Consider the following 25,768-nt stretch of genomic DNA (forward strand, 5'->3'; position numbering starts at 1 on the left):
GCCTGCGTGCAGCCCTTTATAGATGAGGCCTGGCGCATTTTGCGCAGGGTTTTCCATGAAATCGATCGGCGAGATTTCCCGTCGTCTTGAGTGGGGTGACTTCTGGTGCGTGAGTCACTAGAATGCTTGCCCTTGATTCTGGAGTCGGGCTTTCGCCGGCTAACGTCTGTGCAACGAGGAATATCCATGCAAGTTTCGGTTGAAAACACTTCCGCTCTCGAGCGCCGCATGACCATCGCCGTCCCGGCCGAGCGCGTCGAGACCGAAGTCAACAAGCGTCTGCAGCAGACTGCCCGTCGCGCCAAGGTTGCGGGCTTCCGCCCTGGCAAGGTGCCAATGAGCGTGATCCGCCAGCGTTACGAAGAAGCTGCCCGTCAGGAAGCCTTCGGTGACCTGGTTCAGTCGTCCTTCTACGAGGCTGTGGTTGAGCAGAAGCTGAACCCGGCTGGCGCCCCGGCCGTTGAGCCAAAGTCCTTCGAAAAAGGCAAGGACCTGGAATTCGTTGCCATCTTCGAAGTGTTCCCAGAGTTCACCGTTGCCGGCTTCGACTCGATCAACGTCGAGCGTCTGAGCGCCGAAGTGGCTGATGCTGACCTGGACAACATGCTGGAAGTCCTGCGCAAGCAGAACACCCGCTTTGAAACTGTCGAGCGCGCTGCGCAGATCGACGACCAGGTCAACATCGACTTCGTCGGCAAGGTTGACGGTGAAGAGTTCGCCGGTGGCTCGGCCAAGGGCACCCAGCTGGTACTGGGCTCCGGCCGCATGATCCCAGGCTTCGAAGATGGCCTGGTAGGCGCCAAAGCTGGCGAAGAGCGCGTTGTCAACGTGACCTTCCCAGAGGACTACCAGAACCTCGACCTGGCTGGCAAAGCTGCTGAGTTCACCATCACCGTGAACAGCGTTTCGGCTCCCCAGCTGCCTGAGCTGAACGAAGAGTTCTTCGCCCAGTTCGGCATCAAGGAAACCACTCTGGAAGGCTTCCGCACCGAAGTTCGCAAGAACATGGAGCGTGAGCTGCGCCAGGCGATCAAGACCAAGGTAAAAAACCAGGTCATGGACGGTCTGCTGGCCGCCAACCCGATCGAAGTGCCAAAAGCGCTGCTGGAAAACGAAGTCAACCGTCTGCGCGTACAGGCTGTTCAGCAGTTCGGTGGCAACATCAAGCCTGAGCAACTGCCGGCCGAGCTGTTCGAAGAACAAGCCAAGCGCCGCGTCGTGCTGGGTCTGATCGTGGCTGAAGTGGTCAAGCAGTTCGACCTCAAGCCTGACGAAGGCAAGGTTCGCGAGATGATCGAAGAAATGGCTTCCGCTTACCAGGAGCCAGAGCAGGTCATCAGCTGGTACTACAAAAACGACCAGCAGCTGAACGAAGTGCGTTCGGTTGTGCTGGAAGAGCAAGTTGTAGATACTGTCCTGCAGAAAGCGACTGTGACCGACAAATCGGTCTCGTACGAAGAAGCAGTAAAACCAGCACAGGCTCCTGCCGAAGCTGAGTAATCTGCAACTCTCGTAGGAAACCACCACAAGCCAGCCTTCGCGCTGGCTTGTGCGTATTCAAGCCATGACTATTTGGGAGTGAGTGCAGGACATGTCCCGCAATTCTTATATTCAGCAGAGCTCTGACATCCAGGCCGCAGGCGGTCTGGTCCCGATGGTTGTCGAGCAGTCCGCCCGCGGCGAACGCGCCTATGACATCTACTCGCGCCTCTTGAAAGAGCGGGTGATCTTCCTGGTAGGTCCTGTAGAAGACTACATGGCCAACCTGGTAGTGGCACAGATGTTGTTCCTCGAAGCGGAAAACCCGGACAAGGATATCCATCTCTACATCAACTCACCGGGCGGTTCGGTGACTGCGGGCATGTCGATCTACGACACCATGCAGTTCATCAAGCCGGATGTCTCCACCATCTGCATCGGCCAAGCCTGCAGCATGGGTGCCTTCCTGTTGACCGCGGGTGCCAAGGGCAAGCGTCACTGCCTGCCGAACTCGCGCGTCATGATCCACCAGCCGCTTGGCGGCTTCCAGGGTCAGGCCACCGACATCCAGATCCACGCCCAGGAAATCCTCAGCATCAAGGCCCGTCTCAACGAGCTGCTGGCCTACCACACTGGCCAGGATCTGGAGACGATCCAGCGTGATACTGAGCGTGACAACTTCATGAGCGCGCAGCGCGCGGCCGAGTACGGCCTGGTCGACTCGGTATACGACAAGCGGCAACTGGCGTCCTGATCCTCAGGGCCAGAGCAGGCAGGCGTCAAAAGCGCCTGCCTGCGGACTTGAAAAAGCCCGCAATTGCCTTCATCTTGTGTTGCAAGCCTACCGGATTGGATCGATCGAATGACTGACACCCGTAACGGCGAGGACAGCGGCAAATTGCTTTATTGCTCCTTCTGCGGCAAAAGCCAGCACGAAGTGCGCAAATTGATTGCTGGGCCCTCGGTATTTATCTGCGACGAGTGCGTCGACCTGTGCAACGACATCATCCGAGAGGAGGTGCAGGAAGCCCAGGCCGAAAGCAATGCGCACAAATTGCCTTCGCCGAAAGAAATCAGCGGCATCCTTGACCAGTACGTGATTGGTCAGGAGCGCGCGAAGAAGGTGCTCGCGGTAGCGGTGTACAACCACTACAAGCGCCTGAATCAGCGTGACAAGAAGGGCGACGAAGTCGAACTCGGCAAGAGCAACATTCTCCTGATCGGGCCGACTGGCTCGGGCAAGACGCTGCTCGCCGAAACCCTGGCACGCCTTTTGAACGTACCGTTTACCATTGCCGACGCCACCACCCTGACCGAAGCCGGTTATGTTGGTGAGGACGTCGAGAACATCATTCAGAAGCTGCTGCAAAAGTGCGACTACGACGTGGAGAAGGCCCAGATGGGCATTGTCTACATCGACGAAATCGACAAGATTTCGCGCAAGTCGGACAACCCGTCGATCACCCGTGACGTTTCGGGTGAGGGCGTGCAGCAAGCGCTGTTGAAGTTGATTGAAGGCACCGTGGCTTCCGTGCCGCCGCAAGGTGGTCGCAAGCACCCGCAACAGGAATTCCTGCAGGTTGATACCCGCAATATCCTGTTCATTTGCGGTGGCGCATTCTCTGGCCTCGAGAAGGTCATCCAGGGCCGTTCCACCAAAGGTGGCATCGGTTTTGGTGCAGAAGTGCGCAGCAAGGAAGAAGGCAAGAAGGTTGGTGAATCCCTGCGTGAAGTCGAGCCTGACGATCTGGTCAAGTTCGGTCTGATCCCTGAGTTCGTTGGCCGTCTGCCGGTGTTGGCTACCCTCGACGAGCTCGACGAAGCTGCGCTGATGCAGATTCTCACCGAGCCGAAGAACGCTCTCACCAAGCAGTACGCCAAGCTGTTCGAGATGGAAAGCGTGGACCTCGAGTTCCGCAGCGACGCTCTCAAGGCCGTCGCGCGCAAGGCCCTGGAGCGCAAGACCGGCGCCCGTGGCCTGCGTTCGATTCTCGAAGGCGTGTTGCTCGACACCATGTACGAGATTCCTTCGCAGAAGGAAGTCAGCAAGGTGGTGATCGACGAGAGCGTCATCGAAGGTACCTCGCAGCCGTTGCTCATTTACGAGAACAACGAGCCGCAGGCCAAAGCCGCACCGGACGCCTGATCCAGGCAGCCGTTGTGAAAAATGAAAGGGGCCTTCGGGCCCCTTTCTGCTTTTCCCGCTTAAGTGCTTGTAATTTGAAGGACCTACCCCCACATTAGGTCCAAGCACTATTTCCACCGGATTCGGCCATAAGGCCGCTGTAGAGGCGAAATCATGAAGACAACCCTCGACTTGCCTCTTTTGCCATTGCGCGATGTCGTCGTTTACCCGCACATGGTTATCCCGCTGTTTGTGGGGCGCGAAAAATCCATCGAAGCCCTCGAGGCGGCGATGACGGGCGAAAAGCAGATCCTGCTGCTTGCCCAGAAAAACCCTGCCGATGATGATCCAGGTGAAGACGCCCTGTACCGCGTCGGCACCATCGCCACTGTCCTGCAGCTGCTGAAACTGCCCGATGGCACCGTCAAGGTCCTGGTCGAGGGTGAGCAGCGCGGCGCTGTCGAGCGTTTCAACGAGGTTGATGGGCATGTCCGTGCCGACGTCAGCCTGATCGATGAAACCGACGCCCCAGAGCGTGAGTCGGAAGTGTTCGTGCGCAGCTTGCTGTCGCAGTTCGAGCAGTATGTGCAGTTGGGCAAGAAAGTCCCGGCTGAAGTACTGTCCTCGCTCAACAGCATCGAAGAGCCGGGTCGCCTGGTCGATACCATGGCCGCGCATATGGCGCTGAAGATCGAGCAGAAGCAAGAGATCCTCGAGATTGTCGACCTGCAGGCGCGGGTCGAGCACGTGCTGGCCTTGCTGGATGGCGAGATCGACCTGCTGCAGGTTGAAAAACGCATCCGCGGCCGGGTCAAGAAGCAGATGGAGCGCAGCCAGCGCGAGTACTACCTGAATGAGCAGATGAAGGCCATTCAGAAGGAGCTTGGTGATGGCGATGAAGGCCACAACGAAGTCGAAGAGCTGAAAAAGCGCATCGATGCCGCTGGCCTGCCCAAAGATGCCCTGACCAAGGCTCAGGCTGAGCTGAACAAACTCAAGCAGATGTCGCCTATGTCGGCTGAAGCTACCGTGGTGCGGACCTACCTCGACTGGCTGGTGCAGGTGCCATGGAAAGCCCAGAGCAAGGTCCGCCTGGACCTGGCCAAGGCTGAAGAAATTCTCGACGCCGACCACTATGGCCTGGACGAGGTCAAGGAGCGCATCCTTGAGTATCTCGCCGTACAGAAGCGGGTGAAAAAGATCCGTGGTCCTGTGCTGTGCCTGGTTGGCCCGCCTGGCGTCGGCAAGACCTCGCTGGCCGAGTCGATCGCCACTGCTACCAATCGCAAGTTCGTCCGGATGGCCCTTGGCGGCGTGCGTGACGAGGCCGAGATTCGTGGTCACCGGCGTACCTACATCGGCTCCATGCCGGGCCGCCTGATCCAGAAAATGACCAAGGTTGGCGTACGTAACCCGCTGTTCCTGCTTGACGAGATCGACAAGATGGGCAGCGACATGCGCGGCGATCCGGCCTCGGCACTGCTGGAAGTACTCGATCCCGAGCAGAACCACAATTTCAACGACCATTACCTGGAGGTCGATTACGACCTGTCCGACGTAATGTTCCTGTGCACCTCGAACTCGATGAACATCCCGCCGGCGCTGCTCGACCGAATGGAAGTCATCCGTCTGCCGGGTTACACCGAAGACGAGAAGATCAACATCGCGGTCAAGTACCTGGTGCCCAAGCAGGTCAAGGCCAACGGCCTGAAGAAGGACGAGCTGGACATCGATGTCTCGGCGATCCGCGACATCATCCGCTTCTATACCCGCGAAGCCGGTGTTCGTGGCCTCGAACGTCAGATTGCGAAGATCTGCCGCAAGGTGGTCAAGGAGCACAGCGGGCAGAAATCGGTGAAGGTCAAGGTCACCAGCGAGCAGCTCGAGCATCACCTGGGCGTACGCAAGTTCCGTTACGGCCTGGCTGAGCAGCAGGATCAGATCGGTCAAGTGACCGGCCTGGCATGGACCCAGGTGGGCGGGGAATTGCTCACCATCGAGGCGGTAGTGATCCCTGGCAAGGGCCAGTTGATCAAGACCGGTTCGCTCGGTGACGTCATGGTCGAGTCGATCACGGCGGCGCAAACCGTGGTTCGCAGCCGTGCCCGTAGTCTGGGGATCGCCGCTGACTTCCACGAGAAGCGCGACGTTCACATCCACATGCCTGAAGGCGCGACGCCGAAGGATGGCCCGAGCGCAGGCGTTGGCATGTGCACCGCATTGGTCTCGGCACTGACCCAGATCCCGGTACGCGCCGACGTGGCCATGACCGGCGAGATCACCTTGCGTGGTCAGGTTCTGGCCATCGGCGGGCTCAAGGAAAAGCTCCTTGCAGCGCACCGGGGTGGGATCAAGACGGTGATCATTCCCGAAGAGAACGTTCGTGACCTGAAAGAGATTCCGGACAACATCAAGCAGGATCTTCAGATCAAACCGGTCAAATGGATTGACGAAGTCCTCCAAATTGCGCTGCAATACGCCCCCGAGCCCTTGCCAGATGTGGCTCCGGAGATCGTCGCGAAGGATGACAAGCGCGACAGCGATGCCAAGGAAAGAATCAGCACGCACTAATACGTCTCACGCTGGGGGGCTTTCCTTGACAGTTTTTTCGGGCCCTTGCTATAAAGCGGCACGCTCGTGTCAACAGGCCACCCAGCGCTCGTTTTGCACGCACTAATTTTTACACGCACTAATTACATACTTAGAAACATACTTAAATTAGAGATATAAGGGGACTTAGAGTGAACAAGTCGGAACTGATTGACGCTATCGCCACATCTGCTGATATTTCGAAAGCCACCGCCGGTAAGGCTCTGGATGCAGTGATCGACTCCGTACAGGGCGCTCTGCAAAAAGGCGACGACGTGGTTCTGGTAGGTTTCGGTACTTTCACGGTCAAAGACCGTGCCGAGCGCACTGGCCGTAACCCGCAAACCGGTGCTGCGATCAAGATCGCCGCCGCCAAGGTTCCTGGCTTCAAGCCTGGCAAAGGCCTGAAAGACGCTGTCAACTAAGTCGTCTGTTCAGCCGGCCGCGGCGCTACCGTGGCCAATCGCGTGACGGCGGGACGCAAACGTTCCCGCCGTCACGCTCGCTTCGAGAAGGCGCATCTTCGGATGCGCCTTTCTTCTATCAGGACTCTACCCACGCTCCGCGGTTGACGACGCAGTGGTACAACCGTTTCTGGGGGACGCATGCTGCAGAATATCAGGGACAATTCACAGGGTTGGATTGCCAAGACCATCATCGGCCTTATCGTCGTGCTGATGGCATTGACGGGCTTCGAGGCGATTTTTCAGGCCGCCAGCCATAGCCAGGACGCCGCCAAGGTAAACGGTGAAACCATCAGCCAGAACGAGCTGAGCCAGGCTGTCGATATGCAGCGCCGCCAGCTGATGCAACAGCTGGGCAAGGACTTCGATCCTGCTCTGCTGGACGAAAAGATGCTGCGTGAAGCAGCGCTCAAAGGCTTGATCGATCGCAAATTGCTGTTGGAAGGTGCCAAGGACGCGAAATTTGCATTCTCCGAGGCGGCGCTGGATCAAGTGATCCTGCAAACGCCTGAGTTCCAGGTTGATGGCAAGTTCGATGCAAACCGCTTCGACCAGGTCATTCGCCAGATGGGCTACGGGCGCCTGCAGTTCCGCGAGATGCTCGCCGAAGAAATGCTCATCGGCCAGCTGCGCACCGGGCTTGCCGGCAGCAGCTTTGTCACCGACAAACAGGTCGAGGCGTTTGCGCGTCTGGAAAAACAGACCCGCGACTTCGCCTCGTTGACCTTCAAGGCCAACCCGGCGGCGGTCAAGGTCAGTGATGAAGAGGTCAAGGCGCACTACGACCAGCACGCCAAGGAGTTCATGACGCCGGATCAGGTCGTCATCGACTACATCGAGCTGAAGAAGTCGGCGTTCTTCGACCAGGTCAAGGTCGATCCGGCCGAGCTGCAAGCGCTGTACGAGAAAGAGATCGCCAACCTGGCCGAGCAACGCCATGCCGCGCACATCCTCATCGATGTCAACGACAAGGTCAGCGATGCCCAGGCCAAGGCCAAGATCGAAGAGATCCAGCAGCGTCTGGCCAAAGGTGAAGACTTCGCCGCCCTGGCCAAGGAGTTCTCGCAGGACGCCGGTTCCGCTGCCAGCGGTGGTGATCTTGGCTTCGCCGGCCCTGGTGCTTACGACGCCGAGTTTGAAGATGCCCTGTACAAGCTGAACAAGGACCAGGTGTCGCAGCCGGTTCGCAGCGAGTTTGGTTATCACCTGATCAAGCTGCTGGGTGTCGAGGCGCCGCAAGTGCCGACCTTCGCCAGCCTGAAAGACAAGCTGACCCGCGAGCTGAAAACCCAGCAGGTCGAGCAGCGCTTCGTTGAAGTGACCAAGCAACTGGAAGACTCCGCCTTCGAAGCCTCCGACCTGGCCCAGCCGGCTCAGGACCTGGGTTTGAAAGTGCAGACTTCGGCGCCGTTCGGGCGTGAAGGTGGCGACGGCATTACAGCTAACCGCCAGGTCGTCCAGGCCGCGTTCAGCGAGGAAGTGATCGACGAAGGCGCCAACAGCAGCGCCATCGAGCTGGATCCAGAGACCGTGCTGGTGCTGCGTGTCAAAGAACACCGCAAGCCCGAGCAACTGCCACTGGAAGCAGTCGCGCAACGGATCAGTGAGCACCTGGCCAAAGAGAAGGCGACTGCCGAACTCAAAGCCAAGGCTGACAAACTGATTGCCGGTCTGCGTGACGGTTCGATCGCCGCCGGTGCTGGCCATGACGGTCAGACCTGGAAAGTCCAGGAAGCGGTCAGCCGCGGCCAGGAAGGTATCGATCCAGTCGAGCTGCAGGCAGTGTTCCGCCTGGCCAAGCCTGCCGGCAAGGACAACCCTGAATACGCCAGTGCCGTGCTCGCCGATGGCAGCCTGGTGGTGGTCCAACTGCGCGGCGTCAACGAAGGCGCTGCGGCCACCGACGAAGAGAAGCAGCAGATCCGCCGCTACCTCGCTTCGCGTGCCGGTCAGCAGGACTTCGCGGCCTACCGCAAGCAGTTGGCAGCTAATGCCGAGATCACTCGCTACTGAGTTGATCTGCCCAAAACCAGACAGGCCGCTTATGCGGCCTGTCTGGTTTCTGCAGCCTGCAAATGCGCGGTAATCAGCGCCGCTTGCCCTCGTAGATGTCCAGCGTGTCGCGGGCGATTTCCCGGCCCAGGGCGATCAGCTCCGGTGCCTTGTAGAACTCGAAGAACTGGCACACCCGCTTGGGCACGTTGATCAGTACATCTGGCGGGTAGCCGGCAATCTTGTACTGCGCCAGCGACGTCTGCATGACCTCGAAGCTCTGGTTGATCAGGTCGAGCAGGGACGCCGGGCCGACGTTGTCGATGATGAACGAGCCCGCTGCTGAGCGCGGTGCGCCGCCGCTCTCGGGCGCCGCAGCGGGTTGCTGGCCTTCGGGGTTGGCCGCTTCACCCAGCCACGGATTGCTTGCGATCAGGTTCTCGGCAAGCACTGCCTGGTCGATGCGGCTGAGCTGCTCTGCCGGCTTGCGGCGGAACGGCAGGCGCGAACCCACCGAGCTCATCAGCGCGTCGAAGCGCTTCTTGAACGCGGCGGGGCGCTCGATCACCGGCAACTGGTACTGGTTCTGGTTGGTGGCGTTGAGGTTGACCGCGATGATCAGGTCACAGTGGCTGGAAACCACCGGCACGATCGGCAGCGGGTTGAGAATGCCGCCGTCGACCAGCATGCGGTTGCCCTGCACGACGGGGGTGAACAGGCTTGGTATTGCCGCCGAGGCGCGCATGGCCTGGTGCAGGCAGCCTTCCTGAAACCAGATTTCCTGCTGATTGGTGAGGTCGGTGGCCACCGCCGTATAGGGAATGCGCAGCTGTTCGATGTTGATTTCACCGACAATCTTGCGTATCTGGCCAAACACCTTGTCACCGCGAATAGCGCCGAGACGAAAGCTCACATCGACCAGCCGCAGTACATCCAGGTAATCCAGGCTCTCGATCCAGTGGCGATAGTCATCGAGCTTGCCTGCCGCATAGATACCGCCGACCACCGCGCCCATCGAGCAGCCGGCAATGCAGGATATCTCGTAGCCGCGGCGCTCGATTTCTTCGATCACCCCGATGTGCGCATAGCCTCGTGCACCGCCCGAACCCAGCACCAATGCAACGCGTTTACTCATGTCATTCCCTCGTGGCTGTGCAACCATCCCCGAACAATGCACCCATTGCGCCCTCGGCTTCAATGCAAGCCTTGCTGGACTACGCTGATGAGGGCACTTTTCGCTTGGCCGAGCGTCGAACGGCCACTCCCTTGTGCACTTTGAGGTATTACTGATGAAAGCATGGATCTGCCTGCCATTGATGGTTGTGGCGCTCGCTGGCTGCGCCGGCAAGACGGCCTATCGTGATAGCTGCGCAACCCAGCTGGACGCCGCCTGGAAGGAGCTCGACCTGGCCAAGGCCGAAGGGTTTGCGGGCACCGTCAGTTATTCCAAGGCATTGTCGCTGTTGACCGGGGCCAAGACCCAGCAGCAGTTCGAAGGCTTCGAAGGCTGTGCGAAAAAATCCGAGAAGGCCCGCTTCTACATTCGTGAGTCCCGCGCCGGGCGTTGAACAAGGAGCGTTGTATGTCTGCCATGCTTGATCACGTGGTTGCCCAGGTGCTGACCCTGCAGGTGCGCTTGCTCGCCTGCCGCGAGCGGCTGGCGGCTGATGTCGACAGTGAAGCCCTGCACGACCTGCGCACCACCACGCGGCGCCTGCGCAGTTTGCTGCGGCCGCTGCGGGGCTTGCCTGCAGTCGATCAGTTGGAAGATGCCGCGCGGGCACTGGGCGCCCTGACCACGCCGCTGCGTGACCGTGAGGTGCTCGCTGCCGAGTTGCGCGAGCGTGGTCAACAGGACGCTGCCGAGCGGCGCCTGCGGGGCAGGGCGCAGACCTTTGCCACTGTGGCCGCGAGTCCCGAGTTGACGCGCATGCTGGCGATCATCGACGCGTTTCCGGCGTTTCTGCGGGCAGCGGATCGCGAAGGCCTGGTCAAAGGCCTGCAAAAACGCGTCGACAAACGCCTCGGCAAACAGTGGCACAAACTACAGCAGGGGTTACTCGACCCAGCCCACGATCGGCACCGTTTGCGCCTGCTGATCAAGCGGGTGCGCTATGGCGATGAGGCCTACCCACAGCTTGATCATGCCGGCGACAAGTTGCAGCGCCTGCTCAAGCGCGCACAAGGCGATCTGGGCGATTGGCACGACCGTCTGCAGTGGTTGGTGCAGGTACCGCTCGACGCAGCGCTACGGCCCTGCCAGGCGGCCTGGCAGGCTGAGCTTGAGGCCGCTGAGCGGCAAGGCGACCTGACCTTGAAGCGCCTGCACAAGGCAGTGTCACGCCGCTAGGCGCTGGATTGACCGATATGAAGCCTGCATCGGCGAGCGCAGCTGGTTAAGATCGGCTGCAGCTGGGGCGCCTGGCCGCCCCGATTCGATAGCCAAGCCTGCGAGATCGCCATGACCTTCACCCAATTGCTGGCCGCGGTACAACAATCACCAGAAGCCGTCACGGTGCCTGCCACCTGGGCGCAGGGGCGTGCAGTTTTCGGCGGGCTGATGGCTGCCATGGTCTATGAGCGCATGCGCCTGCAACTTGTCGACGAGCGTCCGGTGCGCTCGCTGGCCATCACCTTCGTTGCTCCCGCCGCGGCAGATATCCCGATCAGCTTCGACGTAGAGGTGCTGCGCGAGGGTAAAGCCGTCAGCACCCTGCTTGGGCGTGCTGTGCAGCAAGGCCAGGTAGTGACGATCGTGCAGGGCAGCTTTGGCGCGGGCCGCTCCTCGCTGATAGATGTTCCTGCGCAGCCCCCGGTCGAGATGAAGGCGCTCGCCGAAGCAGCGCCGGAACTGCCTTATATCAAAGGTGTGACGCCAGAGTTCATGCGCAATGTGGCCTTACGCTGGACGCTCGGCGGGCTGCCCTTCAGTGGCAACACTTCACGGCAAATGGGCGGCTGGGTGCGTCTGCGGGATGTGCCTGAGGAAGCCGCGACCGAAGCGCATCTGCTGGCCTTGGTCGACGCCTGGCCGCCGAGCCTGCTGCCGCACCTGAAACAGCCTGCGGCGGGCAGCACCCTGACCTGGACCATCGAATTCATTCAGCCCCGGCCGCAACTGAGCACCCATGACTGGTGCCGGTATTGCGTGGACACGGAATACGCCAAGGATGGCTACGGCCATGCCCGCGCGGCGTTGTGGACGGCTGACGGCGAGCTGCTTGCCCTCAGCCGCCAAACCGTCACCGTATTTGCCTAGCGACGATAGCCGTGGCGTTGCAGGCCCAGACCCGCGATCAAGGCGATCAGGCCTACCGCAATCTGGCTCAGGTCCATACTGAACACGCCGGACAGGACCAGCAATGCTCCAAGAACGCCCAACGCTACGGCTAGCAGCAACAGTGCCAGCTCGGCCGGTTGGCGGTGGGCGTGGTGGGCGCCACGCCATTGGCTGGGGTGAAGGTTGAACAGGCGCTTGCTCATGGGCATTTCCTCACAGTCATGCCCAAAGCTTAGTGCTGCGCGATCATTGCGGCCAATCGAAGCTGGCTATGGTGACTATAGCTTGAGCTGACCGATCGCCTTGTTCAGCTCACCGGCGAGGGTTGCCAGCTCGCTGCTGGTGGTCGCCGAGCCGACGGTCTGCTGCACGGTCTGCTCGGTGACATCGCGGATGCTTACCACCGCGCGGTTCATTTCTTCGGCCACCTGGCTTTGCTGTTCGGCAGCCACGGCAATCTGGGTGTTGCTCTCGCGCATCTGCGCAACCGCGCTGGTGATCTCCGCCAGCGACTCACCGGCCTCGCGGGCTTGCTTGACGCAGTCATCGGCCTTGTATGAACTCTCTTGCATGAACTCCACCGCATCGCGGGTGCCGGACTGCAGGGCGCAGACCATGTCGGTGATTTCGTCGGTGGAGCTCTGTACCCGCTTGGCCAGGTTGCGCACCTCGTCGGCGACCACGGCAAAACCACGGCCCAGATCGCCCGCCCGCGCCGCTTCGATGGCGGCGTTCAGGGCAAGCAGATTGGTTTGCTCGGCAATACTATGAATCACCCCAACTACGCCGTTGATCTTCTGGCTGTCTTCCGCCAGCTGACGGATCATTTCGGCGGTCTGCTGCACGCCGCTGGACAGCCCGGAAATTGAATCCTGCACGCGACCGACAACTGCCTGCCCGCTGCCGGCAAGGTTGTCCGCAGTTTGCGACAAATCACGGGTGGCACCGGCATGTTGGGCGATGTGGTGCACAGTCGCGGTCATTTCGTTGATGGCGGTAGCGGCCTGGTCAGTCTCGCTTTGCTGGCCGAGCATGCCGTGGCGTACATCGCTCATGCTCGCTGCCAGGCGCGCGGCGCCGGAGTCGAGTTGCGCTGCAGTGCGCGCTACGGTGCTGACTACCCGGTGATAGGTCGACTGCATGGCGTTGAACGCGCCGGCCATTTGCCCGACCTCATCGCCGCAGGCCAGCGGCACACGCGCCGACAGGTCGCCGGTCTTCTCGACGTGGAGCATGACGTCCTTGAGCGTGTTGAGCTGGCTGAGCAGAAAGCGGATCAGCAGCTGCGACGCACCGAGCATGGCCAGCATCAGTACCATCACGCACACCGCGTAATTGGCGAAGCGATCAATAAACACCTGGCGCAGGCTTGGCGAGTGCGCCAGCAGCGCCAGTTGCTGTTGGCCATGGCTCACGACCTGAGCGCCGCGCAGCGGGTTGTCACCCAATAGCGAGCGATTGGCCAGCTCGACCCAGCCCTGGGCGTTGTTCAGCGCGGGCAGTGGTTGGCCGGCGAAACTTGGCGTTTGCCCGGCTTGCCAGCTGATCAGGTTGGCCATTTCAGGCAGCGCTTGCCCGGCCGGCCAGGCCGCAAGCAGACGAGCCTGCGCCTGGGCGGTTGCTCGCGCACCTTCGGCCCGGGCCTGCTGCTCGAGCTGCACGGCGTACAGCACCAGCAGCAGGGTGGTGACAAAGGCCACTGCGTTGACGGCCCAGAATTTGTACTTCAAGGAAATATTGCTAAGCCAGGCACCCATCGTATAGGTCTTCTCTGAGTTGAGCGGAAACAGTATTGGCAAGGTGCCATCATTGTTTCCGATTGCTTCAGAGTGAGTCTTGATGTGTGTCAACGAATCCCGGTCGACTTATGCCTCTGCCGGCGCCAGGGCGAAGAACTGGCGCGCGCACTCGGTGGTGTGCCTTGCCGTGTATTCCAGGCTCTCGCCGCGGTGCAAGGCGACCTCACGCAGCACCTCGGGCAAGAACGCAGGCTCGTTGCGGCCGCTTTTCGGTTTCGGCCGCAAGCTGCGCGGCAGCAGGTACGGTGCATCGCTCTCGAGCATCAGGCGACCCACGGGGATGCTGCTGACCAAGGGATGCAGGTGCGTGCCACGGCGCTCGTCACAGATCCAGCCAGTGATGCCGATGTGCAGGTCCAGATCGAGATAGGCGAACAGCGCCGCGCGCTCGCCGGTGAAGCAATGCACCACGGCGGCTGGTAACTGGTCACGGTAGTCCTTCAGGATCGCCAGCAGGCGCTCGCTGGCATCGCGCTCATGCAAAAACACCGGCAGCTGGGTTTCTACTGCCAGGGCCAGATGTGCGTGCAGGGCTTTCTCCTGCTCAGGCCGCGGCGAGAAATCGCGATTGAAGTCCAGACCGCACTCGCCGACTGCCTTTACCCGAGACTGAGCGAGCAGGTGGCGCAGTTGCCGCTCGCTGTCGACACCCCAGCTCTTGGCGTCGTGAGGGTGCACGCCAGCGGTGGTGAACAGTCGATGCCCCGGTTCATCCAGTTGCTGGCACAGCTCCAGCGCCTGTTCGCTGCCTTCCAGGCTGGTACCGGTCACGACCATTTGCACGACGCCTGCCTGCTGCGCGCGCTCGACGATGTCAGCCTCTTTGCCGTGAAAGCTGTTGTTGGTCAGGTTGACGCCGATATCGATCAGTTGCATGGTGCTACCTCGTGCTGCGGGGCGGCCAGCATAGCAAATCCCCCGAACATCGCGAAAAAGCCAAGAACTTCAATGGATTGCCAAGGTCTTTCAGTCTCTGCTGGCGCCGCCGCAGAGGCCTCTTCCCACACCATGGACATGTTTGCCGATGCAGCGATTCCTGCTGATTGTTTCGCTGATGTTCAGCCTGCTCACGGCGGCCGCCGCGCATGCGGCAGTGTCCGGGCCGGCGCAGGCCAGCTCAACCAGCAAGCAGCCGCGCGATCTGGCGCAGGTGCGCAGCAGCAAGGTACTGCGGGTGCTGGTCAACCAGAGCCGCAACAGCTCCGGGGAAATCAAGGGCGAGCCGGTCGGCATCGAATACCATCGGCTGCGCGCGCTGGAGCATTTTCTCAATGGCCGCGAACGCCAGGGTGATCTGATTCAAGTCAAATTGATCCCGCGGGCCAAGGAGCAACTGCTCGGCGCCTTGCAGCGCGGGGAGGGTGACCTGGCAGCGCCGGGCGAGCTGCTCGACCCGGCCCAGGTCAGTGGCGTCGGGGTGAGTGCGCCAGTGCTGGACAAGGTGCCGCTGCTGCTGGTTGGACGCAAGGGCGAGCGCAGCTTCAGTCGGGTCGAGCAGTTGTCCGGGCGCACCATCGCCCTGACCACCGCCAGCGGTGCGGGCGCTGCGATCCAGGCTATCAATCAGCAGCTGGCATTGCGCAAGCGCGCACCGATCAAGATCGAATGGGTAGACCCAACGCTGGCGGTCGAGGATGTGCTGGAGATGGTCCAGGCCGGCATCTATCACCTGACCGTGGTGGAGCGGCCGATCGCGCTGCGCTGGGCGCGGGTGATGCCGCGGCTGCGCGTCGACAGCAAGGTACAGATCGGCCAACCGCAGGCTGTGCGCTGGTACGTCGGTAAAGGCGCTGATCAGTTGCTGGCAACTGTCGACCGCTTTCTGGCCGGCTACCGCGCCCCGGAAAACCAGGACGCCGCATTCGAGCGTATCTACCGGCGCCAGTACCGCGTGCACAATCCGCTGGCCCGCCAGGAGCGCCAGCGCTTGCAGGCGGTGCGTGGGGTGTTGCAGAAGCACGGCGAGGCGCAGCAGATCGACTGGCTCAATCTGGCCGCGCTGGCGTTCAAGGAATCGACCCTCAATCCCGCCGCGCGCGGCGTCGGCGGCGCCCATGGGCTGATGCAGATCACGCCGTCGGCGGCGCAGCGGGTAGGGGTGAGCAACACGGCGAACGTGGATGGCAATGTCCAGGCCAGCGCGCGATATCTGGCGTTGATCCGTCGCAAGTTTTTCGCCAGCCCCCAGCTCAACGAGCGCGAGCGCATGGCGTTTGTGCTGGCGGCGTACAACCTCGGCCCGGAGCGGGTCCAGGCGATGCGTGCCGAAGCGCGCAGGCGCGGGCTCAATGGTAATCAGTGGTTCTTCCAGACCGAGCGCATCGCCATGGAGCAGGTCGGCATGGGCCCGGTCAATTTCGTCAACAGCGTCAACAAGTACTTCCTCGCCTTCAATCGCGAGCGCGCCAGCCTCGAGCGCGTCGCCAGGCGTTGAGCAATCTGGCTGTCACAAGGACTACACGTACAGCTTGTAAGTTGTCGCGTGTAGCTCTAGCATAACCCTTGCGCCGATTTAAACAGCTACTTGCGGGGCGCAGGAGGCAGCCCCATGCCAGGGCACTCTGAAATACCGCTAAAACGCTGGTTCGGTGACGCCTCCCACCGCAGCCCAGCGGGATTCGCGAGGCGGAGAATTACTCCATGAGTTGTCCACGTACCAGTGTCTGTCTGACCCCTCTGCCTGCCGGCCAGGTATCGCGCACCCCGCGCATTCTACTCAGCGGTCAGCACCAACCTACCTTGTTGCGCCACCTTGACGGCTTTTCGCGGCGCAAGGGCCAGGCTCGCGCGTTTCTGATCCAGTTCGCTGAAACCTGTGCCTTGCTCAAGCAGTACGGAAGTGATCGTTTTGATCTGGCAGTAATTCAGTCGCCTACGGCGGAGGAGGCCGGCGAGGTGATCGGTCACCTGACGCGGATTGCTCGGCAGGGGTTGATTACCCGGCGTTGAGCGAGTGGGGCTGCAGAACAGCCCCCAAATCGTCATCCCACCTCATATTCGATACTGGCAATGAACCACACCGCTTCGCCGGTCGGCGTTTGCACGATCACCTCGTCTCCTTCCGACTTCTTCAACAGCGCCCGCGCCATCGGTGAGTCGATGGAGATGTAGTCGTTACGTCCGTAAATTTCGTCGTAGCCGACCACTCTGAAGCGTTTGACCTCGCCGGCCTCGTTGTCAATTTCTACCCAGGCACCGAAGAACACTTTGCCCTCTTGTTCGGGGGCATAGTCGACAACGCGGATATCCTCCAGACGCTTGCGCAGGTAGCGGATTCTGCGGTCGATTTCGCGCAGCAGCTTCTTGTTGTACTGGTAATCGGCGTTTTCACTGCGATCGCCAAGCGATGCCGCCCAGGCGACCTTTTGCGTGATTTCCGGGCGATAGGTTTGCCACAGATGATCCAGCTCTGCTTTCAGCGCAGTATGGCCTGCGCGGGTGATGATGTTGGTTGGCAATGCTGACTCCAAGCACGGTCGAGCTGACTGCTTGCACAAGGCAAGGCTAGCGTTGCCAGGCGTGCAAACGTCGAATTCAATACAGAATTGGGCAGACGCCCAACAGTCACGGAGCCGAGGCTAGCACGCAAGGCTGGCCTCGGTCACACCGGGTGTCGAGCGCTTCTCGTCAGCCCTCGCGCAGCACTGTCAGCGGGCTCGCATTCAGCGCCCGGCGAGTACCAAACACCCCAGCACCGCCAACTAGCAGGGCGCCAATCAACGGCAGCAACAGCAGCCATGGATGTGGGCCCCACTGCAGATCGAAGGCGTAGCGATACAGCGCCCAGCTGATCAACTCGCAGCCCACTGCCGCGAGCACACCGCTGGCGGCGCCGAGCAGGCCGAACTCGATCCGTCGCGCCCGCACCAGCAATGGCCGACCGGCGCCCAGTGCACGCAGCAATGCGCCTTGGCGGATGCGCTCATCAAGGGTGGCCTGCAGCCCGGCGAACAGCACTGCCAGGCCTGCTGCGAGCACGAACAGCAGCACGTATTCGACCGCCAGGGTGACCTGGGCGAGGATACTGCGCAGCTGTTCGAGCAGGGCGTCTACCTGGAGGATGCTGGCTGCCGGGAACGCACGTGATAGCGCCACCACTTCCTGATCATGCCCTGGGGCCAGATAGAAGCTGGTCAGGTAGGTGGTAGGCAGGCCTTGCAGGGTGCCCGGCTGGAAGATCATGTAGAAGTTTGGCTGGAAGCTGTCCCAGTGCACGCTGCGCAGGCTGCTGACGCGGGCCTGGCGTTGCTGGCCGGCAATGTCGAAGTTGAGCAGGTCGCCGAGTTTGAGGTGCAGGCTGGCAGCCAGTTCGGTTTCCACCGATACCCCGGGGATGCCGTCACTCGCTGGGGCTGCCTGCCACCACTCACCGCTGACCAGCGCATTACCCTGCGGCAGATCGGCCGCCCAGGTCAGGCTCAGGTCGCGCTGCACAGCGCGTTCGCCGGTGGACTCCTTGCTCACCAGCTGGCGCACCGGCTCATCGTTGATATGGGTCAGCCGGCCGGGGATGACCGGGTACAACGGCGCGGAGATGGCGTTTGCTTCACGCAGACGCTGGGCGAACGGCTCGCGGTCATCCGGCAGGATATTCAGGGCGAAATGATTCGGCGCATCCTTTGGCAGCTGCGCTTGCCAGTTGTCCAGCAACTCGGCCCGCAGCAGCGCGACCAGGCCCATCGCCAGCAAGATCAGGCCGAACGCCAGCGCCTGGCCGGCAGCGGCCAACGGGTGACGCAGCAACTGGCCAAGGCCCAGTCGCCAGGTCAGCGGCGCACCGGCCAGCAAGCGGCGCAGACTGCGCAGGCCGAGCAAGAGCAGGCCGCCGAGGAGCAGGGCGGCAATCAGGCCGCCACCGAGCAGGGCAAAGGTCAGCAACAGGTCCAGGCTCAGCCGCCACATGATCAGGCCAAGGGCGAACAGCGCTGTGCCATACACCAGCCAACTGCTGGCTGGCACGGGCAGCAGGTCACGGCGCAATACTCGCAGCGGTGGCACTCGGCCCAGCGCGGCCAGCGGCGGCAAGGCGAAGCCGGCCAGTGCCACCAGCCCGGTGGCGATACCGGCCAACGCTGGAGTGAGGCCACCCGGCGGGATGGTGCTCGGCATCAGCCCATCCAGCAGGCGGAACAAGCCCAGCTGTGCCAGCCAGCCAATAACCGCCCCGGCCAATGCCGCCACCAGGCCCAGGGCTGCCAGTTGCACACAGTACAGGCCCAAGGCCTGGCGCCTGGACAAGCCCAGGCAGCGCAGCAGGGCGCTGGCGTCGAGGCGGCGTGCGGCATAACGGCTGGCCGACAGCGCCACGGCTACCCCAGCGAGCAACACCGCGACCAGGCTGGCCATGTTCAGATACCGCTCGGCCTTGCCCAGTGCGCCGCCGATCTGGCGATTGCCATCGCGGGTGTCGCGCAGGCTCTGGTTGGCCGCCAGGGTTGGCTCCACGGTCTGGCGATAGCGGCTCAGCGTCTCGGCCTCGCCACGCCACAGGTCGCGGTAGGTCACTCGGCTGCCAGGCTGGATCACGCCAGTGGCCTGCAGGTCGTCGAAGTTGATCAGCACCCGCGGCGTCAGGCTGTAGAAGTTGTTGGCGCGGTCGGGCTCGTAGGTCAGTACCCGGCTGATGCGCAAGCTCTTCATGCCGACGTCGATGCTGTCACCCATGGCCAGGCCCAAGGCTACCAGCAGGCGCGGTTCGACCCAGGCCTCGCCAGGCGCCGGGCCGCCGCCTGGGCGTTCTTCGGCAAACGGCGCGGCGGCGCTGCGCAGTTCGCCGCGCAGTGGGTAGGCGGCATCAGCGGCTTTGATGCTCGACAGCTGGATACCGGCGTCGGTGCCGACCACGCTGGTGAACTCCACGACCCGCGCATGGCGCAAGCCCAGCTCTGTGCCGGCACTGATCTGCGGATCGCTTGCCGCCGAGCTGCCTTGCAAGACCAGGTCGGCGCCGAGGAATTCGCTGGCGCGCAGTTGCATGGCGCCGTTGAGGCGGGCGCCGAAGTAGCCGATGGCGGTGCTTGCCGCCACTGCCACCAGCAGGGCGAAGAACAGCACACGCACTTCACTGGCGCGAACATCGCGCAGCAGCTGGCGCAGGGCCAGGCTGCACAGGCGCAGCAACGACAATCGTCTCATCACGGCTCCAGGGGCGCGACCAGACGGCCAGCGTCCAGGCGGATCAGGCGGCGGCAACGTTTGGCCAGACGCTCGTCATGGGTGACCAGCACCAGGGTGGTGCCGCGCTCCTTGTTCAGTTCGAACAGCAGGTCGCTGATGCGTTCGCCGGTGTGGCTGTCGAGATTGCCGGTTGGCTCGTCGGCGAACAGCACCGCCGGCTGCGCGGCGAACGCGCGGGCAATCGCCACCCGTTGCTGTTCGCCGCCGGAAAGCTGGCGCGGGGTGTGGGTCAGGCGCTGGCCCAGGCCGACCCGCTCGAGCAGGCTGCGTGCCACCTCGCGGGCATCACGACGGCCATCGAGCTCCAGCGGCAGCATGACGTTCTCCAGCGCGTTGAGGCTGTCGAGCAACTGGAACGACTGGAACACAAAGCCGACGTGCTCGGCCCGTACTCGCGCGCGCTGGTCTTCATCCAGCGGGCCGAGATCCTGCCCGGCCAGGATTACGTTGCCTGCGCTGGGCCGGTCGAGGCCGGCGAGCAAGCCGAGCAGGGTGGATTTGCCCGAACCGGACGCACCGACGATGGCCAGGCTGTCGCCTTTGGCCAGATCCAGGTCCAACGCGTGCAGGATGGTCAGGTCGCCTTCCGTGCTGGGGACCACTTTGCTAAGGTTCTGCGCAACGAGAATGCTTTGATCCATGGAGAATCCAATGCGAGCGTGGTGGTTGAGTGCGGGTCTGGCCTTGTGTTGCCTGGCTCAGAGCGCGACGGCGGGGACACTGCTGGTTGTCGGCGATAGTATCAGTGCCGGTTTTGGCCTGGATACCCGCCAGGGTTGGGTTTCCCTGTTGCAGCAGCGGCTCGAGGCCCAGGGCAACGACGCCAAAGTGGTCAATGCGTCGATCAGTGGCGATACCAGCGCAGGCGGCCAGGCGCGGCTACCAGCGCTGCTCGCAGCGCACAAGCCAGAGCTGGTGATCATCGAGTTGGGCGGCAACGATGGCCTGCGTGGGCAGCCCCCAGCGCAATTGAAACAAAATCTTGCGTCGATGATCGAGCGTTCCCAGGCCAGCGGGGCCAAGGTGGTGCTGTTGGGCATGCGCTTGCCGCCCAATTACGGCCTGCGCTACACCACGGCCTTTGCCCAGGTGTTCGAAGAGTTGGGTGCTGATAAAAAGGTGCCGTTGGTGCCGTTCTTTCTTGAAGGCGTGGGCGGGGTACCCGAGCTGATGCAGGCAGATGGCATTCATCCGGCGCAGGCCGCGCAGGAGCGTCTGCTGGAAAATGCCTGGCCGGTGATAAAACCCTTGCTGTGACGCTTTAAACGGGGGCCGCTTTCGGATAATGTTGCGCCCCCCGTTTCGAGACCCCCCGATGCCGCGTCCTGCCTGGTCCCTGTATGCCTATCAACTGATCGAGCCTGATGATCAGCTGGACCTGTTCGCGTGTCAGGAAGTCCGCGTGCACCTGGTAGCTCGCCAACTTGAGTTGGGCGCGCCGGTAGACCGCACCCTGTGTGGTGGTTTACTGCCGGCTCAGCCGCGCTGGTCGGTGGTGCCGCGCTCGATCCAGCGCGATAACCGCCTGTGTACATTGTGCCGGGCCATCCTCGATGCTCAGCGGCGCGGAACTCGTCCCGTCTGGCCACAGCTGTGAAAGGCCGCGTGGAACCGTAGCAGCCTTTCATCATCTGAAATGTATGCAGCCACTGCCCGTCTCCCGCTTGCGCCGGGGCGGGTGTACAATCGACCGTCTTGATCTACCTTCGAAGGATTCTCCGGATGTTGCCGCGCATTCCCGCCGTCACCCGTCGCCTGTCCCTGGCTGCCCTGCTGGTAGCGGGCCCCGCCTGCGCGCTGGAACTGCCGCTGCCGCCGCCTGGTGAGGACGTCGTTGGTCAGGTGCAGACCATCAAAGCCAAGTACGAAGACACCTTCGCCGACATCGGCACCGCCAACGACCTCGGCTACCTCGAGATGATCGCGGCCAACCCGGGTGTCGACCCGTGGCTGCCGGGTGCCGGCACCGAGATCATCCTGCCTACGCGTTATGTGCTGCCGCCTGGCCCCCGTGAAGGGGTGGTGATCAACCTGGCCGAATATCGCCTGTACTACTACCCGAAAGGGCAGAACGTGGTGCATACCTATCCGCTGGGTATCGGTCGCGAAGGCTGGGGCTCGCCGATCGCCAACACCAAGATCACCGCCAAGACGCCGAACCCGACCTGGACGCCGCCGGCCTCGATCCGCGCCGAGCATGCCGCCGATGGCGACATTCTGCCAACCGTGGTGCCGGCCGGGCCAGATAACCCGCTTGGTCCGTTCAAGTTCACCCTGGGCGTGCCGGGTTACCTGATCCACGGTTCCAACAAGAAGTTCGGCATTGGCATGCGCACCAGCCACGGTTGCTTCCGCATGTTCAACAACAATGTGCTGGAGCTGTCGAAGATGGTTCCGGTGGGTACCCCGGTGCGCATCATCAACGAGCCGTACAAGTTCGGTGTTAGTGCCGGCAAGGTGTATCTGGAAGCGCACACGCCGCTGGATGATCATGGTGATCCGTCGGTGGTCGACAAGCACACCGCAGTGATCAATGCCCTGCTCAAGCGCGAAGACCTGGCCAACAACCTGCGCATGAACTGGGACATGGTTCGCGATGTTGTCGCCGCCGAAGATGGCATGCCGGTGGAAATTGCCGTGCCGGTGGCAGGGCAGGCTGGCGCACCGATGGTGTCGAGCATTCCCGAAGAGCTGCAGTAACTCGTAGTGCGTTGCCCGAAGGCCTGCCGCGTGCAGGTCTTTTTGTTGCCTGAGACTTTTGTTTCCCCAGAAAAACCTGGGCAATAAAAAAGCCGACCCACGAGTGGGTCGGCTTCACAACAATCCGTGAGGATTATTACTTGCGGCTGGCTTTGTCCAGCATACGCAGAGCGCGCTCATTGGCTTCGTCAGCAGTTTGCTGAGCCTTCTGAGCAGCAGCCAGAGCGTCGTCAGCCTTACGGTAGGCTTCATCGGCACGGGCTTGAGCGCGAGCGGCTGCGTCTTCGGTAGCAGTCAGGCGAGCTTCGGTTTCTTTGGATACGCTGCTGCAACCGGTAGCCAGAACAGCGGCCAGGGCGAGAGCAGAGAATTTCAGAACGTTGTTCATCGTGTTCCCCTTCAAGGATCTTCTAGTCAAAAGAGCCATCTCTCAAAAAAGAGAAACTGGCCGGCGTACATAGTACCCATTACTTGTAGTAAGTAAACTGACGGAGCGCAAGAACTGTGAAAAAAATGCCGCTTTATAGGGGCTTGGCGGCGCATCTCGGGGTTTTCCCCAATATGGCCGCCGGCGCATGCAAGCACTTGTAGCACCAGAACTTTTTTGTTGAACTAAAGGTGACTTCAGCGGTCTTTCAGCGTCATACCAGAACATCATCCGGATGCTCTTGTGAGTGGGCCAGCGGTGTGTACCGCTGTTTGCTCATCGCTGACTAAGCGCGCTGAAAACTTGAGCAATCCTGCCACGGGCGCCTACTATTTGTAGGTGCCAGAAATGCCGAACGTGCAGGGAACCCTGTGGTCGAAGGGGGCATGAGGGGGCGTAGAGTTTCTCCGCCGGATACATCAATCGGGTAAGGTATGGGTCTGCCGACGAGACCTGCGAGGAGTAGTGATGAGCGAAGCGCTGACCATCCACCATGACCAGGCCGGTCATCAGTTCGAGACCAATGTGGACGGTCATCGTGCCTACCTCACCTACATGGATCTGGGTAAGCAAACGCTGGATATCTACCGTACCTTCGTACCCAACGCCCTGCGCGGTCGCGGTATCGCAGCGGCGCTGACCCAGCAGGCACTGCAGTATGCCGAACAGATGGGCTATACGGTCATCCCGTCCTGCTCGTATGTCGAGCGCTACATGGAGCGTCAGCAGCGCCACTCGAGCAAGGCTTGAGTCGCTGACTGCGGACACAAAAACGCCGGGCAATGCCCGGCGTTTTGCTGTCTGGCGTCAGCCGCGTTTACGCTGCGGCAGCACATCCTTGAGCTTGCTGTGCATGCTGCGCACGGCCTTCTCGGTCGCGCTCCAGTCAATGCACGAGTCGGTCACCGAAACACCGTACTGCAGGTCGGCGAGGTCTTTGGGAATTGACTGGCAGCCCCAGTTCAGGTGGCTCTCGACCATCAGGCCGATGATCGACTGGTTGCCCTCAAGGATCTGGTTGGCGACGTTTTCCATGACCAGTGGCTGCAGTCCCGGGTCCTTGTTGGAGTTGGCGTGGCTGCAGTCGACCATGATATTGGCCTTGATCTTGGCCTTGGCCAGATCCTGCTCGCACAGCGCAACGCTGACCGAGTCGTAGTTGGGCTTGCCATTGCCACCACGCAGCACCACGTGACCATAGGCGTTGCCTTTGGTGGTGACGATGGACACGCCGCCTTCCTGGTTGATGCCAAGGAAGCGGTGCGGCTTGGAGACCGACTGCAGGGCGTTGATGGCCACGGTCAGGCCGCCATCGGTGCCGTTCTTGAAGCCGACTGCCGAAGACAGGCCCGAGGCCATTTCGCGGTGGGTCTGGGATTCGGTGGTGCGTGCGCCGATCGCCGACCAGCTGATCAAATCCTGCAGGTACTGCGGCGAGATCGGGTCGAGCGCTTCGGTAGCCGTTGGCAGGCCCATTTCCGCGAGGTCCAGCAGCAGCTTGCGGCCAATGTGCAGGCCATCCTGGATCTTGAACGAGTCATCCAGGTACGGGTCGTTGATCAGGCCTTTCCAGCCGACAGTGGTACGCGGCTTCTCGAAGTACACGCGCATCACCAGGTACAAGGTGTCGGAGACTTCAGCAGCGAGCACCTTGAGGCGTTCGGCGTATTCGTGGGCGGCTTTGATGTCGTGAATCGAGCAGGGGCCGATCACCACGAACAGGCGGTGGTCCTTGCCGTCGAGAATATTGCGCACCACTTCGCGGCCGGCAGTAACGGTCTGCAGGGCCTTGGCGCTGAGAGGGATTTCCTTCTTGAGCTGATCAGGGGTGATCAAGGTCTCGTTGGAGGCAACGTTTAGGTCATCGATCGGTAAATCAGCCATCGTGTTACTCGTCAGGTCACGGGTGCCGGCCGCCAACAATCCCCGTGCGGCCCAGCAGCAGATTGTTCGCAGCGGGGAGGCCGAACCTTAGCGCGTTACAGGGGGCGCGACAATGGGCTGAGCCCAGGTAATAAAGGGTGCGAGTGCAATCAGATGACAGCTGGTGCCACAAGATAGCGGCATGCGCGGGCAACTATGGCAGCGGCGTAGCTGGACGGCACGGCGTCCGGGCGCGGCGCTGCTAAGCTGAAGTTGCTCTGCCTTGGCGGCAGGGCAGGAGGCCGAATGATTCGTTCCATGCTGTACGCCACTGACCTTGGGGTTTATGCGCCGTTTGTCATGCAGCATGCCCTGGCGCTGGCGCGAACCTTCAATGCGCAGCTTTATGTGATTCATGCAGTCGAGCCGATGGGCCAGTTTGCCGAGTCGTTGCTACAGAGTTATCTGGATGAGCAAACCCTGGATCAGTTGCACAGTCAGGGCGTCAACACGGTCATGGCCAACATCGAGCAGAAGGTGCTGGCCAGTTTTCGTGAGGAGCTCGGCGAGGACGCCGACCTGGCGGTGATTCAAGCGGTCAGGGTGCGTCAGGGCGACCCTGCGCAGGTCATTCTCGAGCAGGCCCAGCGCTTGAGCGTTGACCTGCTGATCTTCGGCAGCCATACCCACGGGGCAGGGGTCGATGTGCCCATCGGACGCACAGCGGTGCGGCTGTTGCAGTTGTCGTCGGTGCCGGTCTACATGGTGCCTCTGGCCCAGCATCTGGGGCGTAGGAAATTGTGAAATGCGGCGTAGGACATTTCCTGCTCATGTAACAAAATAGTTCTAGATTTATTACATTAGCCACTAATA

At 61.6% G+C, this 25,768-nt stretch carries 24 protein-coding genes and 1 pseudogene; 16 read left to right on the forward strand and 9 right to left on the reverse strand.

All coding sequences use genetic code 11. From position 1 onward, the window contains the following. Positions 1-186: 186 nt before the first annotated feature. The 6 genes from tig (at position 187) to ACIOAU_RS13250 (ending at position 8,670) form a co-directional block, all read left to right on the forward strand. Positions 187-1,500: a trigger factor gene (gene tig / locus ACIOAU_RS13225; RefSeq protein WP_103437967.1), complete on the forward strand. Its 1,314-nt coding sequence runs from the start codon at positions 187-189 to the stop codon at positions 1,498-1,500. A gap of 91 nt (positions 1,501-1,591) precedes the next feature. Next, positions 1,592-2,233, forward strand: a complete 642-nt coding sequence (gene clpP, locus ACIOAU_RS13230) for an ATP-dependent Clp endopeptidase proteolytic subunit ClpP (protein ID WP_101321077.1) — start codon at positions 1,592-1,594, stop codon at positions 2,231-2,233. A gap of 108 nt (positions 2,234-2,341) precedes the next feature. Then, a complete protein-coding gene (gene clpX / locus ACIOAU_RS13235; RefSeq protein ID WP_101321075.1) occupies positions 2,342-3,625 on the forward strand; it encodes an ATP-dependent Clp protease ATP-binding subunit ClpX in 1,284 nt (427 codons plus the stop codon). A gap of 153 nt (positions 3,626-3,778) precedes the next feature. Next, the gene (gene lon / locus ACIOAU_RS13240) at positions 3,779-6,175 is read left to right on the forward strand and encodes an endopeptidase La (protein WP_101321072.1); all 2,397 of its coding nucleotides are present in this window, start codon (positions 3,779-3,781) and stop codon (positions 6,173-6,175) included. Between the two features lie 170 nt (positions 6,176-6,345). After that, positions 6,346-6,618: an HU family DNA-binding protein gene (locus tag ACIOAU_RS13245; RefSeq protein ID WP_101321070.1), complete on the forward strand. Its 273-nt coding sequence runs from the start codon at positions 6,346-6,348 to the stop codon at positions 6,616-6,618. 180 nt (positions 6,619-6,798) lie between these two features. Then, positions 6,799-8,670, forward strand: coding sequence for a SurA N-terminal domain-containing protein (locus ACIOAU_RS13250; RefSeq protein ID WP_401182420.1), 1,872 nt, complete (start codon positions 6,799-6,801; stop codon positions 8,668-8,670). A 73-nt stretch (positions 8,671-8,743) separates the two neighbouring features. Here the strand turns inward: ACIOAU_RS13250 and ACIOAU_RS13255 are convergent, their stop codons facing one another. Further along, on the reverse strand, positions 8,744-9,784 hold the full coding sequence (locus tag ACIOAU_RS13255; RefSeq protein ID WP_101321066.1) for a patatin-like phospholipase family protein: 1,041 nt from the start codon (positions 9,782-9,784) through the stop codon (positions 8,744-8,746). Between the two features lie 154 nt (positions 9,785-9,938). Between ACIOAU_RS13255 and ACIOAU_RS13260 the strand changes: the two genes are divergently transcribed. The 3 genes from ACIOAU_RS13260 (at position 9,939) to ACIOAU_RS13270 (ending at position 11,908) form a co-directional block, all read left to right on the forward strand. Beyond that, entirely contained in the window at positions 9,939-10,217 is a 279-nt protein-coding gene (locus ACIOAU_RS13260; RefSeq protein ID WP_101321064.1) for a hypothetical protein, read from the forward strand. A 14-nt stretch (positions 10,218-10,231) separates the two neighbouring features. After that, positions 10,232-10,999: a CHAD domain-containing protein gene (locus tag ACIOAU_RS13265; protein WP_150569839.1), complete on the forward strand. Its 768-nt coding sequence runs from the start codon at positions 10,232-10,234 to the stop codon at positions 10,997-10,999. Between the two features lie 111 nt (positions 11,000-11,110). Beyond that, positions 11,111-11,908 carry an acyl-CoA thioesterase II gene (locus tag ACIOAU_RS13270; protein ID WP_181108120.1) on the forward strand — a complete coding sequence of 266 codons (798 nt, stop codon included), beginning with the start codon at positions 11,111-11,113 and terminating at the stop codon, positions 11,906-11,908. Between the two features lie 2 nt (positions 11,909-11,910). Here ACIOAU_RS13270 and ACIOAU_RS13275 read toward each other — a convergent pair. From ACIOAU_RS13275 to ACIOAU_RS13285, 3 genes and pseudogenes are all read right to left on the reverse strand, one after another. Continuing rightward, positions 11,911-12,132 (reverse strand): annotated as a pseudogene (locus ACIOAU_RS13275) (terminase); the annotation flags it as partial. A 75-nt stretch (positions 12,133-12,207) separates the two neighbouring features. Next, positions 12,208-13,686, reverse strand: a complete 1,479-nt coding sequence (locus ACIOAU_RS13280) for a methyl-accepting chemotaxis protein (RefSeq protein ID WP_150572406.1) — start codon at positions 13,684-13,686, stop codon at positions 12,208-12,210. A 108-nt stretch (positions 13,687-13,794) separates the two neighbouring features. Next, on the reverse strand, positions 13,795-14,604 hold the full coding sequence (locus tag ACIOAU_RS13285; protein WP_150572407.1) for a TatD family hydrolase: 810 nt from the start codon (positions 14,602-14,604) through the stop codon (positions 13,795-13,797). Positions 14,605-14,752: 148 nt separating this feature from the next. On the opposite strand from ACIOAU_RS13285, the gene ACIOAU_RS13290 reads away from it, so the two are divergent. Together ACIOAU_RS13290 and ACIOAU_RS13295 are read left to right on the forward strand one after the other, a co-directional pair. Next, positions 14,753-16,162, forward strand: coding sequence for a transglycosylase SLT domain-containing protein (locus ACIOAU_RS13290; protein WP_150569843.1), 1,410 nt, complete (start codon positions 14,753-14,755; stop codon positions 16,160-16,162). Between the two features lie 206 nt (positions 16,163-16,368). After that, a complete protein-coding gene (locus ACIOAU_RS13295) occupies positions 16,369-16,677 on the forward strand; it encodes a hypothetical protein (RefSeq protein ID WP_101321052.1) in 309 nt (102 codons plus the stop codon). 32 nt (positions 16,678-16,709) lie between these two features. On the opposite strand, the gene greB is transcribed toward ACIOAU_RS13295, so the two are convergent. From greB to ACIOAU_RS13310, 3 genes are all read right to left on the reverse strand, one after another. Then, entirely contained in the window at positions 16,710-17,186 is a 477-nt protein-coding gene (gene greB / locus ACIOAU_RS13300) for a transcription elongation factor GreB (RefSeq protein ID WP_101321050.1), read from the reverse strand. A gap of 169 nt (positions 17,187-17,355) precedes the next feature. Further along, complete coding sequence (locus tag ACIOAU_RS13305) at positions 17,356-19,863, reverse strand: ABC transporter permease (RefSeq protein WP_401182428.1); 2,508 nt, start codon at positions 19,861-19,863, stop codon at positions 17,356-17,358. After that, on the reverse strand, positions 19,863-20,546 hold the full coding sequence (locus ACIOAU_RS13310) for an ABC transporter ATP-binding protein (RefSeq protein ID WP_103437957.1): 684 nt from the start codon (positions 20,544-20,546) through the stop codon (positions 19,863-19,865). The genes ACIOAU_RS13305 and ACIOAU_RS13310 overlap by 1 nt, the downstream gene beginning before the upstream one ends. A gap of 10 nt (positions 20,547-20,556) precedes the next feature. Here ACIOAU_RS13310 and ACIOAU_RS13315 point away from each other — a divergent pair, with 10 nt between their 5' ends. From ACIOAU_RS13315 to ACIOAU_RS13325, 3 genes are all read left to right on the forward strand, one after another. Beyond that, complete coding sequence (locus tag ACIOAU_RS13315) at positions 20,557-21,162, forward strand: arylesterase (RefSeq protein WP_178080780.1); 606 nt, start codon at positions 20,557-20,559, stop codon at positions 21,160-21,162. A 58-nt stretch (positions 21,163-21,220) separates the two neighbouring features. Further along, positions 21,221-21,502 (forward strand): hypothetical protein, encoded by a 282-nt coding sequence (locus ACIOAU_RS13320; RefSeq protein ID WP_101321041.1) that lies wholly within the window; start codon positions 21,221-21,223, stop codon positions 21,500-21,502. A gap of 125 nt (positions 21,503-21,627) precedes the next feature. Then, positions 21,628-22,605: a L,D-transpeptidase family protein gene (locus tag ACIOAU_RS13325; RefSeq protein ID WP_101321039.1), complete on the forward strand. Its 978-nt coding sequence runs from the start codon at positions 21,628-21,630 to the stop codon at positions 22,603-22,605. Positions 22,606-22,741: 136 nt separating this feature from the next. Here the strand turns inward: ACIOAU_RS13325 and oprI are convergent, their stop codons facing one another. Then, positions 22,742-22,993: an outer membrane lipoprotei OprI gene (gene oprI / locus ACIOAU_RS13330; protein WP_003259780.1), complete on the reverse strand. Its 252-nt coding sequence runs from the start codon at positions 22,991-22,993 to the stop codon at positions 22,742-22,744. Positions 22,994-23,500: 507 nt separating this feature from the next. Between oprI and ACIOAU_RS13335 the strand changes: the two genes are divergently transcribed. Continuing rightward, complete coding sequence (locus ACIOAU_RS13335) at positions 23,501-23,782, forward strand: GNAT family N-acetyltransferase (protein WP_101321037.1); 282 nt, start codon at positions 23,501-23,503, stop codon at positions 23,780-23,782. Positions 23,783-23,839: 57 nt separating this feature from the next. Here ACIOAU_RS13335 and ACIOAU_RS13340 read toward each other — a convergent pair whose 3' ends face one another. After that, entirely contained in the window at positions 23,840-24,916 is a 1,077-nt protein-coding gene (locus ACIOAU_RS13340; RefSeq protein ID WP_401182433.1) for a 3-deoxy-7-phosphoheptulonate synthase, read from the reverse strand. A 285-nt stretch (positions 24,917-25,201) separates the two neighbouring features. On the opposite strand from ACIOAU_RS13340, the gene ACIOAU_RS13345 reads away from it, so the two are divergent. Then, the gene (locus tag ACIOAU_RS13345) at positions 25,202-25,699 is read left to right on the forward strand and encodes a universal stress protein (RefSeq protein ID WP_103437954.1); all 498 of its coding nucleotides are present in this window, start codon (positions 25,202-25,204) and stop codon (positions 25,697-25,699) included. Positions 25,700-25,768: the final 69 nt, after the last annotated feature.

The organism is Pseudomonas sp. NPDC088322, from assembly GCF_044740745.1.
Taxonomy (GTDB): Bacteria; Pseudomonadota; Gammaproteobacteria; order Pseudomonadales; family Pseudomonadaceae; genus Aquipseudomonas; species Aquipseudomonas shirazensis.

What these genes read in the sequence shown, in the direction of transcription:
- tig (WP_103437967.1), top strand. Translation starts at nt 187, where the DNA reads ATGCAAGTTTCGGTTGAAAACACTTCCGCTCTCGAGCGCCGCATGACC.
- ACIOAU_RS13335 (WP_101321037.1), top strand. Translation starts at nt 23,501, where the DNA reads ATGAGCGAAGCGCTGACCATCCACCATGACCAGGCCGGTCATCAGTTC.
- ACIOAU_RS13310 (WP_103437957.1), bottom strand. Translation starts at nt 20,546, where the DNA reads ATGGATCAAAGCATTCTCGTTGCGCAGAACCTTAGCAAAGTGGTCCCC.
- lon (WP_101321072.1), top strand. Translation starts at nt 3,779, where the DNA reads ATGAAGACAACCCTCGACTTGCCTCTTTTGCCATTGCGCGATGTCGTC.
- ACIOAU_RS13315 (WP_178080780.1), top strand. Translation starts at nt 20,557, where the DNA reads ATGCGAGCGTGGTGGTTGAGTGCGGGTCTGGCCTTGTGTTGCCTGGCT.
- ACIOAU_RS13250 (WP_401182420.1), top strand. Translation starts at nt 6,799, where the DNA reads ATGCTGCAGAATATCAGGGACAATTCACAGGGTTGGATTGCCAAGACC.
- ACIOAU_RS13320 (WP_101321041.1), top strand. Translation starts at nt 21,221, where the DNA reads ATGCCGCGTCCTGCCTGGTCCCTGTATGCCTATCAACTGATCGAGCCT.
- ACIOAU_RS13290 (WP_150569843.1), top strand. Translation starts at nt 14,753, where the DNA reads ATGCAGCGATTCCTGCTGATTGTTTCGCTGATGTTCAGCCTGCTCACG.
- ACIOAU_RS13285 (WP_150572407.1), bottom strand. Translation starts at nt 14,604, where the DNA reads ATGCAACTGATCGATATCGGCGTCAACCTGACCAACAACAGCTTTCAC.
- clpX (WP_101321075.1), top strand. Translation starts at nt 2,342, where the DNA reads ATGACTGACACCCGTAACGGCGAGGACAGCGGCAAATTGCTTTATTGC.
- ACIOAU_RS13345 (WP_103437954.1), top strand. Translation starts at nt 25,202, where the DNA reads ATGATTCGTTCCATGCTGTACGCCACTGACCTTGGGGTTTATGCGCCG.
- oprI (WP_003259780.1), bottom strand. Translation starts at nt 22,993, where the DNA reads ATGAACAACGTTCTGAAATTCTCTGCTCTCGCCCTGGCCGCTGTTCTG.
- ACIOAU_RS13305 (WP_401182428.1), bottom strand. Translation starts at nt 19,863, where the DNA reads ATGAGACGATTGTCGTTGCTGCGCCTGTGCAGCCTGGCCCTGCGCCAG.
- ACIOAU_RS13270 (WP_181108120.1), top strand. Translation starts at nt 11,111, where the DNA reads ATGACCTTCACCCAATTGCTGGCCGCGGTACAACAATCACCAGAAGCC.
- ACIOAU_RS13265 (WP_150569839.1), top strand. Translation starts at nt 10,232, where the DNA reads ATGTCTGCCATGCTTGATCACGTGGTTGCCCAGGTGCTGACCCTGCAG.
- ACIOAU_RS13295 (WP_101321052.1), top strand. Translation starts at nt 16,369, where the DNA reads ATGAGTTGTCCACGTACCAGTGTCTGTCTGACCCCTCTGCCTGCCGGC.
- ACIOAU_RS13325 (WP_101321039.1), top strand. Translation starts at nt 21,628, where the DNA reads ATGTTGCCGCGCATTCCCGCCGTCACCCGTCGCCTGTCCCTGGCTGCC.
- ACIOAU_RS13280 (WP_150572406.1), bottom strand. Translation starts at nt 13,686, where the DNA reads ATGGGTGCCTGGCTTAGCAATATTTCCTTGAAGTACAAATTCTGGGCC.
- ACIOAU_RS13260 (WP_101321064.1), top strand. Translation starts at nt 9,939, where the DNA reads ATGAAAGCATGGATCTGCCTGCCATTGATGGTTGTGGCGCTCGCTGGC.
- ACIOAU_RS13340 (WP_401182433.1), bottom strand. Translation starts at nt 24,916, where the DNA reads ATGGCTGATTTACCGATCGATGACCTAAACGTTGCCTCCAACGAGACC.
- clpP (WP_101321077.1), top strand. Translation starts at nt 1,592, where the DNA reads ATGTCCCGCAATTCTTATATTCAGCAGAGCTCTGACATCCAGGCCGCA.
- ACIOAU_RS13255 (WP_101321066.1), bottom strand. Translation starts at nt 9,784, where the DNA reads ATGAGTAAACGCGTTGCATTGGTGCTGGGTTCGGGCGGTGCACGAGGC.